We start from the raw sequence: 14,045 nt of genomic DNA, 5'->3' as shown, positions 1-14,045 counted from the left end.
AACGCTAGCACGCGTGCTTTTCGTGCCGACCACGCCCGTATCGCTGCCAACGGCGGCCCAGGCGCACTGGATCAGGAGTGCTCGTCGTCGTCTTTCGGCCAGTCGAGCATGGGCAGATCCTCGGCGCTGACGAGGTGGGTTGCGACCGCGTATTCCACGAGTCGCGCGCGACGGTTGCTCGCGAGCCTGCCCTTGCCGCCGCGCAGCCCCGTCACCCCGATGCGGTCGAGCTTGTCGCACACATTGTCGAGCTTGCGATTGAAGGTGGTCATGCTCCAGCCGAGGCGGGCGGCTGCGTCAGCGGATGCCGGCAGCGTTCCGCGGCCGGGAACGGACTGCGTCAGCACGTCCTCGGCGAGCGCGAGGACCAGCTGCTTCTGCGACACCGTGAGGCTGACCGGCATGATGGTGGTCGAGCCGGAGCCGGATGGTGCCGTCACGGACGTGTTGAAGTAGTCGTCGGCCGCGTGGATCGTGAAGTCGTACGTGGTCGAGCCTGCACTGAACATGACGTGCATCTGCGGGAACACGAGCGGGAGCCGGGCCCCCGGCGCAAGCCAGGCCTGCACGGCGCCCGTGGCATCCGTCACGGTGGCCGAAAGCAGGTTGCCCACGTTCGCAAGCCACCACATGCCGAAGTCTTCGTAGATGCGCAGGAACTGCCGGTGCAGATACGGGTTGTCGTCGATGGCGAGCTCGCCCTCGCGGCCCACCGTCATCTCGCCGGATTCGCCCACCTCGAACCACTCGCCGCAGAACTCGATTCTCGGCGGCTTCATGGCGTGCACGCCTGAAGGGGCTCTGCCGAGGTTCGGCCGTCTCGCAGCACCCACACGTCGATGCAGACGCGCGAACCCGGGGTCACACCGCTCACGGTGAGGTTCGGATCGTCAACATGGGTCACCTTGTTCGGGGTCTCGGACGGCGCCCAGAGGAACGTGTCGCCGCCTTTTGGCTTGGGATTGGACCACGCGAACGCCGCCGACGTGCCGTCGGCCGATGGCGTGACGGACACGAGCTTCGGCGTGGGAACGGCGGAGACGTCGATGCCTGCGCCGGCAGCCGGCGCGGTTGTCGGCCCCGCGTCGTTCGTACCGCCGCCGAGCGAGGTGAGCACGGCCGCCACGACGCCGGCGGCGACGAGCAGCGCCGCCGCGCCGAGCACGAACGGCAGCACGCGGCGCCGTCGAGGCTCGTCGGGCGTGCCTGTTGCGTCGATCGCGCTGGCGCCAACGCCGCCCGCCTGCTGTTCGTCGGCGGGCTCGTGCACCGTCTCCCGGCGTGGCCGCACGACCGTCTGCTCGACCGAGACGGGCGCTCTCAAGCGGGTCGACTCGGCGGGCGGGGCCGGCGGAGCCGTCGTCGGCGATGCCGCGGCCGGCGGCGCGGTGGTCGGCGCGGCGGGCGGCGGCTGCACGGCGATGGTGGAGACTGAGCGCGCCCGGGTCGCGTCGTCATCCTGCGCCTCACGCTCGGCGGCGGCGACCACGAGGTTCGGCACCTCGATGCTCGTGGGCGCGTAGCCGAGTTCGAGCTCGACCCGCTGCAGCGCCCTCGCGAACTCGACGGCCGTCGAGAAGCGGTCCGCGCGGCGGGCCGCCATCCCTTTCTGCAGCACAGCCGTGAGCGAGCGGGGCACGTCGTCGCGGCCAAGCGGGGTGATGACGCCGCGCTCGATGCGGCCGATGAGGTCGAGGGTGCCGTTGGAGCGGCCGGGCACCTCGAACGGCGTGCGGCCGGCGAGCAGCGTGTGGATCGTCGCCGCGAGCGAGAACACGTCGCTGCGCACATCGGGCTGCGGGTTGTCGACGAACATCTCCGGCGGCGACCAGGGCACGCTCATGCCCACGGACTGGCCCGAGCCCGTTCCGCTCGCCGTCTCGTCGTGCGCCGACGGGCGCCCGCCGGTCGTGGTGTGCAGCGGCAGCTCCTCTTCGAGCGTCGACGAGATGCCGAAGTCGGTCAGCGCCGGCCAGCCGAACGCGTTCGTCAGCACGTTCCCTGGCTTGATGTCGCGGTGCAGAATCCCCACGGAATGGGCCGTGGCGACCGCGCTCGAGAGCCGCACCCCCGTTCGCAGCGCATCCTCGACGGAGAAGCGCTCGCGCTTGTACCGCTCCGCCAGGCTCGGCCCCGAGCAATACTCCATGACGAAATAGGGGCGCGCGTCAGCGGCGACATCCGCGTGATGAATCGTGACGATGTACGGATGCGCCGACAGCTGCGCCATCACGTTGGCCTCAGCGACGAACTGGGCGCGCGTGGAGTCGCCCAGACCCTCGATGAGCAGCACCTTCACGGCAACCTGGCGCTTCGGCAGCCGTTGGTCGTACAGGAACACGTCAGAGAACCCGCCGGAGCCGAGCAGGCGCACGACGTCGTAGCCCGGCAGGTCGGGCGCGGTCGATGGGGTGCGCCGCATCACTCTTGCCGCACCGTCATGCTCACCCCGCCGCCGAGGTCGACCACCGTGCCGGTGATGATCGAGGTGGGCTCCCCCGCGCGCAGCTTCTGCGGCGGCTTGCCCGGCAGCACCACGATCGTGCCGTTTCGCGAGTGCAGGTCGGTGACGACCACGGTGTCGCCCTGCACCTCGAACTGCACGTGGTTGCGCGAGATGTCCTGATCGCCGTTGCCCACCGTGACGAAACGCGGCACGCGGCCGTTCGAGATGGCCTTGGCGCTCGGCGCCCGACCCACGAGCACGGTGGAATCGAGCGGCTCGAAAGCGCCCGTCATGAGCTCGATCGCGAATTGCGGAGCCGGAGGGGGCGGCGCGGCCGCAGGGGTGGCCGAGGCGGAGTCATGCGATGCGGGGTCGGGCGTCGCGGAACCGGTCGGCGCCGAGCCGGCGGTGGCGCGCATCCGGTCGATGTCTCCGCTGACCACCGTAAACCCGTCGTGGTCGCCCGTGGTCTTCACGGGTGACGAGTCGGTGACGAACGCGGGAACGTCGATGCGCTCGCTCTCCTCGGTGGGCTCGTCGCCGCCGGGGCGCACCGCGGCGTCCTCGACGGTGCGCACGACCGTCTGGCCGAAGAGGTGGTCGTACCCGGATGGCGCAGCCGCCAGCACGGGTTCCGCCAGCACGGGTTCCGCCAGCTCCGTCTCGACCAGGGTCGCCTCGACGATCGTCTCGTGACTCGCGGGCTCGTCGGCTGCGGCCGTCGCAGGCTCGTCGGCCGCAGGAGCGGCCGCGGCCGCAGGCTCGTGAGCCGCAGCCGGCCGCGGCAGCACCACGGTCGCCTCCACGTCGTCGCCGTCGAGCGCCCCGATGCTGACGGCCGAGACCCAGGATGCTCCGACCTGCAGCGGCAGGGCCGCCGACGACAACTCGCCCTCTGTGGGGCACACGATCTCGATGCGCGACACGTTCTCGACGATCTGCTCCACCCACGTCGAGACCCCCGTCGCCGAGACGTCGCGCGTCTGCGCGTCGGCCGAGACGCTCAGCCTCACGCCTCCCCGCACGATCACACGCGCGACCGCGGGCGCAACGGCCGGATCGCTCTCCCACTCCACGAGCGCGAACGCGGGCGTGGCCGCGAGCCCCGCCGCGGCGAGCGACTCGAGGCAGCGCTGCACGCCGTCGTGCGCTGTGACGCACTCCCAGAGCTCACGCACCGCGCGCTCGTCTGGGGCATCCGGCCGGTTGACGACGAGAACGCGCGTGGCGCCGGCGAGAGCAAGCCAGCCGGAGCCCGGTGTCGCCTGGTGAATCTGAAGCATGCGCCCTAGCCCCGTGGTCTCGTGTCTTCGAGGAACTCGCGCACGGGCTCGGCACGGTCCCGCGTCTGGTTCGGGTCGTCGGCGTCGTCGCCCTCGCGCGAGTCGACCACGATGACGCTCACGTTGTCCCGCCCGCCGGCCTCGAGGGCGGCGTCGACCAGGGCGTCGGCGGCTGTCTCGGTCGGCGAGTCGGCGAGAATATGCGCGATGCGCTCGTCGTCGAGCTCCTTGCATAGCCCGTCGGAGCACACCAGGAACCGGCGGGAGGAGCCGGCGGGAAGGATCCACACGTCGACGTCGACGTCGTCTTCGGCGCCGAGTGCGCGCGTGATGACGTTGCGGTCCGGATGCGCGGCCGCGTCCTCTGCGCCGATGACGCCCGCGTCGAGCAGCTCCTGCACCGCGGAGTGGTCGATGCTGAGCTGGCTGAGCGTTCTGCCGTCCCAGTCGTACACGCGGGAGTCGCCGACGTTGAGCACCATCCACGCCTCGCCGTCGGCCTCGGTGCGCACCCTGACGACGCCCGAGAGCGTGGTGCCGGCGACGGCGACGCCCGTGTCGTCGACGTCGGAGAGCTGGCGCACGGCGGTGTTGGCCCGCCGCACGGCAGCGAGCACGTCGTCGGCCGTCGGCGTCGTGCCCTCGCCGATCGCCTCGTCGAGAACGTGCACCGCGGTCTGGCTGGCCGCATCGCCGCGCGCGTGCCCGCCCATGCCGTCGGCGACGAGGAACGCCGGCGTTCGTGCGAGCAGGCTGTCTTCATTCACCTTGCGCACGCGACCCACGTCGGTTCGTGCGTTTGACGCGACCCTTGCGCTCACTCGTTCGTTTCCTCTCGCGACTCGCTGCGCTGCCCGTCGGTATTCTCCGGGACGGAACGCGAATCTATGCGGATCTTCAGCAGACTAGCCGCGGTCGCCACCGCCATGGCCACCAGGATCACGAGCAGTGATGTGCCGGTGCCGATCTCCGGCGCCCACTCGATCGGTCTGCCCCCGTTCAGGAAGGGTACCGAATTCGTGTGCATGGCGTGAAAGACGAGCTTGACGCCGATGAAGCCGAGAATGACCGCGATGCCGTAGCCGAGGTACGCGAGCCGGTCGATGAGGTGGCCGAGCAGGAAGTACAGCTGGCGCAGCCCCATGAGGGCGAAGATGTTGGCCGTGAACACGATGAACGGGCTCGTGGTGATGCCGAAGATGGCCGGGATCGAGTCGAGCGCGAAGAGCAGGTCGGTGGTGCCGAGCGCGAGCAGAACCAGGATGAGCGGGGTGAGCACCTTGCGCCCGTCGACCGTGGTGCGCAGCCGGAAGCCGTCGAAGTCGTCGGAGATGCGCAGTCGCCTGCGAATCACGCGGATCAACGCATTGTCTCGGCCCTCTTCACCGCTGTCGGGCGCGAACGCCTGGCGGAGCGCCGTGTAGAGAAGGAACGCCCCGAACAGGTAGAAGATCCACCCGAAGTTCGCGATGAGTTGTGCCCCGATGAGAATGAAGATGCCGCGAAGCACGAGCGCGATGACGATGCCCGCCATGAGCACCTCTTGCTGCGAGGCGCGCGGCACCTTGAACCGCGCCATGATCAGCACGAATACGAAGAGGTTGTCGATGCTGAGGCTGTACTCCGTGATCCAGCCCGTGACGAACTGGCTGGCGTGTTCGGCGTCGCCGAGCAGCAGGATCCCGAGGGCGAACAGCAGCGCGAGCGCCACGTAGAAGCCGATCCACAGCGCCGACTCGCGCACCGACGGCACGTGCGGGCGCCGGGAGACGAGCAGCAGGTCGCCGACGAGAATCAGAATGAGAACGACGTATGAGCCGATCTCGAACCAGAGGGGAAGAGCGAGGGTCACAGGGGACCTTTCTATTCGGGCGCGCGCAATGCACGGTATGGCCCGAAAGTCTCTCCCGCACCTCTCGGTGCCGCCGCCCCGGGGCTGCCTTTCGGCGGCCCGTCCTGACGAGGTCGGCGTGGGCGGCTCTCGCCCGCCGGGATACTCCCCTTCGACTGCGACAAGCCTAGCCGGTGCGACCCACGCGAGAGAGCACAGTGCGACAAGGCAGAGCGGATGACGAAAGCCCCCGCATGCGAATACTGCGCATGCGAGGGCTTTCGTTGTGCTGGTGACCCCAGCGGGATTTGAACCCGCGTTACCGCCGTGAGAGGGCGACGTCCTAGGCCGCTAAACGATGGGGCCGCGCGACTCATCGAGTATGCCATACGTCGATGGCGTGATCAAACCGTGAGGGGCCGTTTCCGGCCCGAGCGTCGCACGCGGCATGAGGGGCACGCTCGCCGCGTGCGGGGCGAGCACGCGAAGGGCGCCGGGCACCACGTCGATCTCCACCGGCAGCGGGCCGACTCTCTCGCCGTCGGCGCGCGCCACGATGCCTTCCGCCTCGATGCGCACCTTCTTCACACGCTCGATCGTCACGACCGGCAGCTCGGTGTGCGTCCCCGAGTACACGCGCGGGAACACGCGCAGAAACGCGCGTCGCGACATGGGGGCGACCACGAAGAGGTCGAGTTCGCCGTCGTCGAGTCGGGCGCGCGGGGTGATGCGCATCCCTGCACCAATGGAAGTGCCGTTGGAGACGGCCACGAGCAGCGCGTCGAGATGCCTGGCCTCGCCGTCGACCACGAGGTCGTAGGTGATGGGCTTCAGCATGGCGAGCTCGCGCACGAGCGCGACCGTGTAGCGGGCCGAACCGCGCACCCAGCGCATGGAGTCTGCTCGCTCGTTGACGACCGCGTCGAACCCGGCCGAGACGGCGCCGGCGAACCAGGTCGTCGCTCCCGCCTGCCGCACGCGGCCGGCATCGATGACACGCGGTTCGAGCCGCAGGGCCTCGAGCAGGGTGCGGATGGCGGAATCGGTGTCGTCGTGGGCGATCTCGAGTGCGCGGGCCGTGTCATTGCCCGAGCCGGTCGGCACGATGCCGAGCGGAATCGGCGTCTGCGCCACGAGACCCAGCCCGAGGCTCACCATGCCGTCACCGCCAACGACGACAAGCGCCTCGGCGCCGCGCGCGAGCCGCACCGCGGCCTCCCCCCGAAGCGAGGCGAAGTCGGGTCGGGTGACGACCTCGACCTCGTACCCGGCACCGGCGAGCGCCCGCCCCACGCCCGCGCCGACGCCGCGGCGGGACGCGTTGCCCGCCTGCGGGTTGTCGGCGACGACGATGCGCCGAAGTGGAGCGCTCATGCCTGACGATTATTCACTACTACGCCCCCCGCCGGCAGCACCAAAAGGGGGCGCACGGGTTTCGAACGCCTGCGCTCTCGCCGGCTGCAGTTTGCGGCATGCCGCACATGGGTATTAGCTCTCGGTATGCGATTGACGAAGCTCGAACACGCGGCCCTGATCCTCGAGGAATCCGGAAGGAAGCTCTTCATCGATCCGGGCTCCTTCACCACTCCGATCACGGATGCCGCGGGCGTCGTCGCCGTCGTCATCACCCACGAGCACGCCGACCACTGGACGCCAGAGCAGTTGCGCCGCATCCTCGAGAAGGCGGGTGACGTGCCGATCTACGCTCCGGCCGGGGTCGCTGCGGCAGCATCCGACTTCGACGTCACGGTGGTCGAGGCGGGCGACACAGTCGAGGCGGGGCCCTTCACGCTGCGCTTCTACGGCGGCAGGCACGCGGTCATCCACTCGTCGATCCCGGTGGTCGACAACCTGGGGGTTCTCGTCAATGAGACGCTGTTCTACCCGGGCGACTCGTTCACGGTGCCAGAAGACGTGAAGGTCGACACGCTGGCGGTGCCGTCGAGCGCTCCGTGGCTGAAGGCGGCCGAGTTCATCGACTACGTGCTCGGGGTGGCGCCGCGGCGCAGCTTCCCGACGCACGAGATGGTGAACTCGCAGGCGGGCAAGCAGATGGCGAACGCGCGCATTGGCTGGGCGACTGAGCAGGGCGGCGGCGAGTTCTTCCCGCTGGAGCCGAACGACTCGCTCGACCTTTAGCGGCCACTGGAGCCGCCGACACACTCGATCTGAAGCGCTCTCGGATGCGGGGTGACGAGCGCCTCCGCCGGCATTCGCCGCCGGCTCGCCTTCACAATTCAGGAAGAATCAGGCGGCACGCCGTGTGCTCAGTCGGATCGACGGCGCGTCGCGTCATTTCTCCTGAATTATGAACGGGCCAACTCTCTCACGCGGCACTGCGACCTCGCCTGGCCCCCTGCGATGTATACGTGTGGGCTCGGGCGCGCCACAGGCCAAGCAGGCGTTCCAAGTCGCGGTCACTGAGGCGCGACGAGTGGTCAGCGAGCTCGTGCGCGAACCGCACTCGATCGGCGAGAGGCAGCGCAGCAGACCATGGGAATGCCGCCTGCAGTCGGGTCAAATCTTCAGCCTCGCGGATGCGGTCGGCCCGGCGCGTCGCCAGGTCGCCCTCTCCCGAGCTCACCTCGCCGACGTGCCCTGTGCCGCTCGCCGTTTCGGCGGCCTCAGGACTGATCTTCTTCGTCATGGTCTCCCCCTCTCGGCGTTCACCAGTGTCAACACCGTGGACGCCGCGTTTATTCTGCAGTGGCCGAGCCGCGAGCGCGATGATCTCCCCCGCCTGCTCGGTGCAATCGCTCGGCGCAATCACTCGGTACTCCTACCGCGCGAACTGCTCGACGATCGCCGGGCAGAACGCGCCGAGGTCGCCCGGCTTACGGCTCGTCACGAGCACGCGGTTGTCCGCGCCGCAGACGAACACCTCCTGGTCGACCCAGGTTCCTCCCGCGTTCGTGATGTCGGTCTTCAGGCTCGGCCAGCTCGTGAGCGTCTTGCCGCGCACGGCGTCGGCCTCCACGAGAGTCCACGGGCCGTGGCAGATCGCCCCGATCGGCTTCTTCGCGTCGACGAACGCGCGCACGAACGCGACGGCGGCCGGCGTGATGCGCAGCTTGTCGGGATTCGTCGTGCCTCCCGGAAGCACCAGCGCGTCGTAGTCGCCTTCCGACGCGGTGTCGAGCGCGACATCCACGTCGAAGGTGTCGCCCTTCTCGACGTCGTGATTGAACGCCTGCACCTGCCCCGACTCGGGTGCGACGAGTGCGGGCTCGCCACCGGCATCCGCTATTGCCTGCCATGGCTGGGTGAGTTCGACCTGCTCGACCCCCGAGTTCGCCGTCAGGAATGCGATCTTCTTTCCGCTCAGTTCGTTGCTCATGCTCGCCGGTCTACTCGCGCACGCGCGCGCGTCAAGGGGCGGCTCAGCGGGCGTTCAGGAGAGATCCCAGAGAAGGCGGTAGTACGCGATGCGCTCGTCGTCGCGCCCGGCGCCGTAAGCGGAGATGAGCAGGTCTTCCCAGCCCGGCCCGTAGTTCCACTCGGTGCTCCAGGCGGCGACGGCCAGGTCTGCCCAGCGGTCGGCGACGCCGAGCGAGCCGAGATCGACGTGGGCGGCGAACGCGCCCCAGTCGTCGAGCAGCGTGTTCGGGGCGCAGGCGTCGCCGTGGCAGACAACGGCATCGAGCGGGGGCGGGGCGGCCAGGATCGCGCGGGCGTCGTGGACGCTGAGAGCGCGATGCTCCGGGGCCCATTTCGCGCTCTGCTCCCCGGAGGCGATGCGCTCGTCGACGCGTCGCATGCGCTCCTCGACGCTCCACGTGAACGGGCAGCGCTCGATCGGCACGGTGTCGTGGAAGCGGCGCAGGCCCTCGCCGATGGCGGTCACGGCCGTGCGGGGGTCGGCGATCCAGCGCGGGTCGACGGCGGAACGCAGCGGCAGCGTGGTCGTGACCAGCCAGGAGCCGGTCTCGTCGGCGCCCGCGTCGATCACGTGAGGCACGGATGCGAAGGGCTGCACCCAGGCGAGGCGCTCGGCCTCGGCCTCAAGATCGAGTTCGGGTGTGCCGGCCGGCACCCACTTCACGTGCCGGTCTCGCGGGGTGTCGGCGCCCAGCCGATACGTCATGCCGCCGAGAACGTTGCGCCAGACGGGTCGAATCTCGTCGCCATTCGACAGTGCCGTCACCCGATCAGGAACCGCCGCCGACTCCGCAGGAACGGCCGCGATGTCCCAGGTCATGCGATCACGCTAGCAAGCGACGGCGACGTCGCCGATGTCACGTCGTTTGTGCCGCGATCCAATCTCGGCCATAGAAGTCGGCCGATGCTCACGGCAGAAGCTCAAGCATCTGCGGTCGCGCTTTCATCGCGTGGATCACAAGTTCGTTGCCGCTGTCGAACACAAGCACGACGGTTTCCAGCAAGCGTCCCTGAGTGTCAAAGCCGAGACGCAGTTGCCGGGAAGGGCTGTCCTCATCGAGGTCTTCGATCCACAGCGGCCACGATGACGCCTGAACTGCGTCCTCGGGAAGCACTCCATGCTTAAGCGCTGCGCCGTGAACTTTCACGCTGCCGAGTCAGTAAGCGCTTCGCGGATAACCTCAGAACGGGTCTTACCCTCGCGCTCGGCGCGAGCGTCAAGGGTCGCGATCTCGTCAAGCGTGAGCCGCAAGGCGACTACCTGCGAAGGCTCTGCACCACGGCCTGGACGTCCGCGACCCCGCCTCTTCAACGCCTCGACGTCGTACCCAGCGTCGGCCTCAGCAGCCCAGCCGGCAATCTGCTCCTCAGTAACCAGTTTCCCGTTGATCATTTCGCTCGAAACCATATGAATAATGTATGACGAAAATGGCGCAACGTCCAGCACCGCATCGACCTGACGCGCTCTTGCGTTCCGGGCTCGACCTCGCCACTGTTAACTCAGCCGTAGCGCAGACGTCGGAGCTGACGAGACTTCAGGAGGCAGCCATGCCCACCTTCACCGCAACGATCCACAGTAACGGCGGCAGCACCGCCGGCATCGAAGTACCTGCGGATGTCGTGGCCGCTCTCGGCGGCGGCAAACGCCCGCTGGTCACGGTCACTCTCGACGGTCGCTACTCGTTCAGCTACACGGTCGGCGTCATGAGCGGCCGCACGCTGATCGGTTTGAGCGCTGCCCACCGCGCGGCATCCGGCCTCGCGGTCGGCGACAAGGTCACGGTCGATGTGGAGCTGGATGCTGCCCCGCGCGAGGTCGCGGCGCCAACCGAGCTCGCCGAGGCCTTCGCCACAGACCCCGCGTTGAAGACGGCATGGGAGAAGCTCTCGTTCACGAACCGCAAGGAGCACGCCCGCTCGATCGAGGATGCCAAGGCGCCCGAGACCCGCGCCCGCCGCGTCGACAAGGCGCTGGCCGCGCTGCGCGACGTGAAGGAGAAGTAGGCGCGCATCCATAAGATGGAACGCACTCGAAGCGTTCACATAGGCGGCTCACGCACGGCCTTCGGGTAGAAGGGCCGGCACCGTGACACGGCAGCAACGTCTCGTGCTGGCGATCGCAATTCTCTCCTCGTTCGTGGCGTTCCTCGACGGCTCAGTGGTGAACGTTGCGCTCCCCGCCATCGCCGACGAGTTGGGCGGCGGGCTCCCCCTGCAGCAGTGGGTGGTCGACGCGTATCTGCTCACGCTGGGTGCGCTGATTCTGCTCGCCGGGTCGCTCTCGGATGCGTTCGGGCGGGTGCGCATCCTTCAACTGGGGCTTCTGGGCTTCGGCGTGGCGTCGGTGTTGTGCGCGGTGGCGCCCTCGGCGGCGTTTCTCGTTGGCGCTCGGCTGCTGCAAGGCGGCGCGGCGGCGCTTCTCGTGCCGAGTTCGCTGGCGATCATCATCTCGACGTTCAGCGGAGCGGCTCAGGGCAAGGCCATCGGAACCTGGACGGCATGGACCAGCGCGGCCAGCATCACCGGCCCGCTGCTGGGCGGCGTTCTCGTCGACGGGCTCTCGTGGCGCTTCATCTTCGCCATCAATCTGGCGCCGATCGTCGTGACGCTCTGGCTGATCTCGCGCCTTGAACCGGTGAGAGCGACGGGTCAGCGGCCGAGAATCGACGTACTCGGTGCCGTCCTCGGCGCCATCGGTCTCGGCGGCCCCATCTTCGCGCTCATCGAGAAGGACGGGTACCGCTGGAACAGCCCCGTTCTGCTCGTGCCGCTCATCGTCGGCGTCGCCTCGCTCGCCGCTTTCCTCTGGCGCGAGCACCGCCACGAGAGCCCCATGCTGCCGCTCTCCCTGTTCCGTGTGCGCAACTTCGGGTTCGGCAACATCGCAACCACGTTCATCTATGGGGCGCTCTCGTTGGGCTTCTTCGCGATCATCGTGTTCATTCAGCAGAGCGCCGGATTCAGCGCAACCCTCGCCGGCATCGCCACCTTGCCGCCGACGCTGGTGTTGCTCGTGCTCTCCTCGTGGTTCGGCAAGCTCGCCGGCATCCATGGCCCCCGCATGTTCATGACGCTCGGCCCGCTCATCGCGGGCGCGGGCTTCCTGCTGATGGTAACGGCGGGGCACGAGTTCAATTACTGGCTCCAGGTGTTCCCCGGCATCGTTCTCGTTGGCATCGGTCTCGCTGTCACGGTTGCCCCGCTCACCAGCGGGATCCTCGGCTCGATCGACCCCGCCAGGGCCGGCATCGGGTCGGCCATCAACAACGCGGTCTCGAGGGTCGCCGGACTCGTGACAATCGCGCTGGCCGGCATCATCGCCGGCGGCGCACTCGACGTTGACGGCTTCAGACGGATAGCGCTCACCACGGCCGCCCTCATGCTCGCCGGCGCCATCGTCTCGTTCATCGGCATCCGCACGCCGACGGCTCCTACGTCTTCTCAGGACTCTTCTTCTCAGCATCCCCACGGCGCCTATCCGCCGACCGGCGAAGGATCCCGAGAGATTCCGTAAAAGCTCCAAGGGCAGGTGCCGTTAGCGGCGCAACGAGCAGCCGTTCGAGTTCCCTGTCGAATACCGGCTTCGCCCGCTTCAGGACCGCGACACCCTCGTCAGTCAGCGTCACGATCGACGAACGACGGTCAGTCGGATGCGCCGCACGCACGCACCATCCCGCCTTTTCGAGGCGGTCCACCGCCTGGCTGGTTCCCCCGACCGTGATGGCCAACGCTTGTGCGATGTCCTGCACCCGGCAGTTCGTGGTGCCCTCGAAGACGAGCAGCAGATTCATGTTGCCGAGCGAGATCCCGACCTCGTTTTGAAGGCGGTCATCCACCGTGTTCCACAGCATCGTCTCGAATCGAATGAGGTCATCAAACACCTGCCGCACCTCGTACATGTCGCCTCCACTCATTGCCGCCAAAAGCACGTTGCTGCCAAAAGAACATTGCCGCCAAAACCCGTCACGCCGATCGGGAATTATCTTGACGCCAACTATCTTAGCGCTAATGCAACTGAATGAGCGCCCGACCGGGCACCCACCCTTTCAATCGAACAGGAACATCATGAGCACCGAACAGCGCGAGCTGGTTCACCAGATTCTCCGCAACGCCCCCTTCGACCTCGGCGGCGACGTCGTGGTGCAGCGACCCCTCCTCGAGCAGATGCTCACGGCGCAGCCGCTGCCCGACGACGTTCGCATGACCGACATCGAGCTCGGCGGCATCCCCGCCATCTCCATCGAGATCGACGGCGTCGAACCCCGCGGCACGATCCTTCACTTCCACGGTGGCGGCTTCGCGGTCGGCTCTGCGCGCGGATCGGTGGGGTTGGCCGCGACGATCGCTCGCAAGGCCGGCATGCGCGCGATCTCGGTCGACTACCGTCTGGCGCCCGAGAATCCGTATCCCGCCGCGCTCGACGATGCGACGGCCGCCTACCAGGCGCTCGTCGAGCAGCTCGGCGGCACCGAGCAGCTCGTGGTCACGGGTGAGTCCGCCGGAGGCAACCTGGCTGCCGAACTGCTGATTGCGGGCAAGCAGCGCGGTCTGCCGATGCCGGCGGCGGCCCTGCTGTTCTCGCCGATGACGGATCTCACCGCGAGTGGAGCAAGCTTCGTCGGCAAGGCGGCATCCGACCCCAATATCACCGCCGCCGCCATTCGCACCCGCGCTCGCGATTACCTCGATGGCACGAGCGCGTCGGCCGTTGACCCGCTTGTCAGCCCGATCTTCGCCGACCTTACGGGGCTGCCTCCGCTGCTCATCCAGGTGGGCTCGAGTGAGGTGCTGCTCGACGACGCCACTCGCCTCGCGGTCAAGGCGGCGGCCGACGACGTGCCGGTGATCCTCGACGTCACACCGCAGGTTCCGCATGTCTTCCAGGCCTTCGCCGGCATTTTGGACGAAGGGGATGCCGCCCTCAACCGGGCCGCGCGGTTCATCGCCGACAACCTCGCCTAACGACCGGCTTCAACGCTCTCCCAGCACCTGCGTCTCACGTTTGCATGTGCTGGGAGAGGAAAGGCCCTCGCTTCTCGCACGAGGTTGTGTGACCCCACGGGATTTGTGAACAGCCTGTTGCACAACTGACTCGTCGGGCCACGCC

General features: G+C 68.2%; 16 protein-coding genes and 1 tRNA gene. 4 read left to right on the top strand and 13 right to left on the bottom strand.

Going from position 1 to position 14,045, the window contains the following annotated elements; all coding sequences use genetic code 11:
* Window positions 1-71: 71 nt before the first annotated feature.
* From OSC27_RS07290 to OSC27_RS07260, 7 genes are all read right to left on the bottom strand, one after another.
* Window positions 72-779, bottom strand: a complete 708-nt coding sequence (locus tag OSC27_RS07290; RefSeq protein ID WP_267180780.1) for a hypothetical protein — start codon at window positions 777-779, stop codon at window positions 72-74.
* A complete protein-coding gene (locus OSC27_RS07285) occupies window positions 776-2,422 on the bottom strand; it encodes a serine/threonine-protein kinase (RefSeq protein WP_267180779.1) in 1,647 nt (548 codons plus the stop codon). Before OSC27_RS07285 ends, OSC27_RS07290 begins: the two co-directional genes overlap by 4 nt.
* The gene (locus OSC27_RS07280) at window positions 2,422-3,729 is read right to left on the bottom strand and encodes an FHA domain-containing protein (RefSeq protein WP_267180778.1); all 1,308 of its coding nucleotides are present in this window, start codon (window positions 3,727-3,729) and stop codon (window positions 2,422-2,424) included. Before OSC27_RS07280 ends, OSC27_RS07285 begins: the two co-directional genes overlap by 1 nt.
* Before the next feature lie 5 nt (window positions 3,730-3,734).
* Window positions 3,735-4,496 carry a PP2C family protein-serine/threonine phosphatase gene (locus tag OSC27_RS07275; RefSeq protein ID WP_267180777.1) on the bottom strand — a complete coding sequence of 254 codons (762 nt, stop codon included), beginning with the start codon at window positions 4,494-4,496 and terminating at the stop codon, window positions 3,735-3,737.
* A 50-nt stretch (window positions 4,497-4,546) separates the two neighbouring features.
* Window positions 4,547-5,581: a TerC/Alx family metal homeostasis membrane protein gene (locus OSC27_RS07270; RefSeq protein ID WP_267180776.1), complete on the bottom strand. Its 1,035-nt coding sequence runs from the start codon at window positions 5,579-5,581 to the stop codon at window positions 4,547-4,549.
* Window positions 5,582-5,850: 269 nt separating this feature from the next.
* A tRNA-Glu gene (locus OSC27_RS07265) sits at window positions 5,851-5,926 on the bottom strand.
* The gene (locus tag OSC27_RS07260; protein ID WP_267180775.1) at window positions 5,912-6,934 is read right to left on the bottom strand and encodes a diacylglycerol/lipid kinase family protein; all 1,023 of its coding nucleotides are present in this window, start codon (window positions 6,932-6,934) and stop codon (window positions 5,912-5,914) included. Before OSC27_RS07260 ends, OSC27_RS07265 begins: the two co-directional genes overlap by 15 nt.
* Before the next feature lie 126 nt (window positions 6,935-7,060).
* Between OSC27_RS07260 and OSC27_RS07255 the strand changes: the two genes are divergently transcribed.
* Complete coding sequence (locus tag OSC27_RS07255; protein WP_267180774.1) at window positions 7,061-7,699, top strand: MBL fold metallo-hydrolase; 639 nt, start codon at window positions 7,061-7,063, stop codon at window positions 7,697-7,699.
* Between the two features lie 187 nt (window positions 7,700-7,886).
* Here the strand turns inward: OSC27_RS07255 and OSC27_RS07250 are convergent, their stop codons facing one another.
* The 5 genes from OSC27_RS07250 to OSC27_RS07230 form a co-directional block, all read right to left on the bottom strand.
* A complete protein-coding gene (locus OSC27_RS07250) occupies window positions 7,887-8,207 on the bottom strand; it encodes a hypothetical protein (RefSeq protein WP_267180773.1) in 321 nt (106 codons plus the stop codon).
* Between the two features lie 132 nt (window positions 8,208-8,339).
* Window positions 8,340-8,897, bottom strand: a complete 558-nt coding sequence (locus tag OSC27_RS07245) for a type 1 glutamine amidotransferase domain-containing protein (RefSeq protein ID WP_267180772.1) — start codon at window positions 8,895-8,897, stop codon at window positions 8,340-8,342.
* A gap of 54 nt (window positions 8,898-8,951) precedes the next feature.
* Entirely contained in the window at window positions 8,952-9,758 is an 807-nt protein-coding gene (locus OSC27_RS07240) for an aminoglycoside 3'-phosphotransferase (RefSeq protein WP_267180771.1), read from the bottom strand.
* An 88-nt stretch (window positions 9,759-9,846) separates the two neighbouring features.
* Window positions 9,847-10,086 carry a toxin gene (locus tag OSC27_RS07235; protein ID WP_267180770.1) on the bottom strand — a complete coding sequence of 80 codons (240 nt, stop codon included), beginning with the start codon at window positions 10,084-10,086 and terminating at the stop codon, window positions 9,847-9,849.
* A complete protein-coding gene (locus OSC27_RS07230) occupies window positions 10,083-10,346 on the bottom strand; it encodes a ribbon-helix-helix protein, CopG family (RefSeq protein WP_267180769.1) in 264 nt (87 codons plus the stop codon). Before OSC27_RS07230 ends, OSC27_RS07235 begins: the two co-directional genes overlap by 4 nt.
* A gap of 140 nt (window positions 10,347-10,486) precedes the next feature.
* Between OSC27_RS07230 and OSC27_RS07225 the strand changes: the two genes are divergently transcribed.
* Both OSC27_RS07225 and OSC27_RS07220 read left to right on the top strand, forming a co-directional pair.
* A complete protein-coding gene (locus OSC27_RS07225) occupies window positions 10,487-10,942 on the top strand; it encodes a YdeI/OmpD-associated family protein (RefSeq protein WP_267180768.1) in 456 nt (151 codons plus the stop codon).
* Window positions 10,943-11,024: 82 nt separating this feature from the next.
* Window positions 11,025-12,452, top strand: coding sequence for an MFS transporter (locus OSC27_RS07220; protein ID WP_267180767.1), 1,428 nt, complete (start codon window positions 11,025-11,027; stop codon window positions 12,450-12,452).
* Here the strand turns inward: OSC27_RS07220 and OSC27_RS07215 are convergent.
* Window positions 12,370-12,837 (bottom strand): MarR family winged helix-turn-helix transcriptional regulator, encoded by a 468-nt coding sequence (locus OSC27_RS07215; RefSeq protein WP_267180766.1) that lies wholly within the window; start codon window positions 12,835-12,837, stop codon window positions 12,370-12,372. The genes OSC27_RS07220 and OSC27_RS07215 overlap by 83 nt on opposite strands.
* Before the next feature lie 166 nt (window positions 12,838-13,003).
* On the opposite strand from OSC27_RS07215, the gene OSC27_RS07210 reads away from it, so the two are divergent.
* Window positions 13,004-13,900, top strand: coding sequence for an alpha/beta hydrolase (locus OSC27_RS07210; RefSeq protein WP_267180765.1), 897 nt, complete (start codon window positions 13,004-13,006; stop codon window positions 13,898-13,900).
* The last annotated feature ends 145 nt before the right edge of the window (window positions 13,901-14,045 follow it).

Origin of the sequence: Microbacterium sp. STN6, from assembly GCF_026410545.1 — a bacterium.
Classification (GTDB): Bacteria; Actinomycetota; Actinomycetes; order Actinomycetales; family Microbacteriaceae; genus Root112D2.
This window is presented reverse-complemented; position numbering and strand designations above follow the sequence as displayed.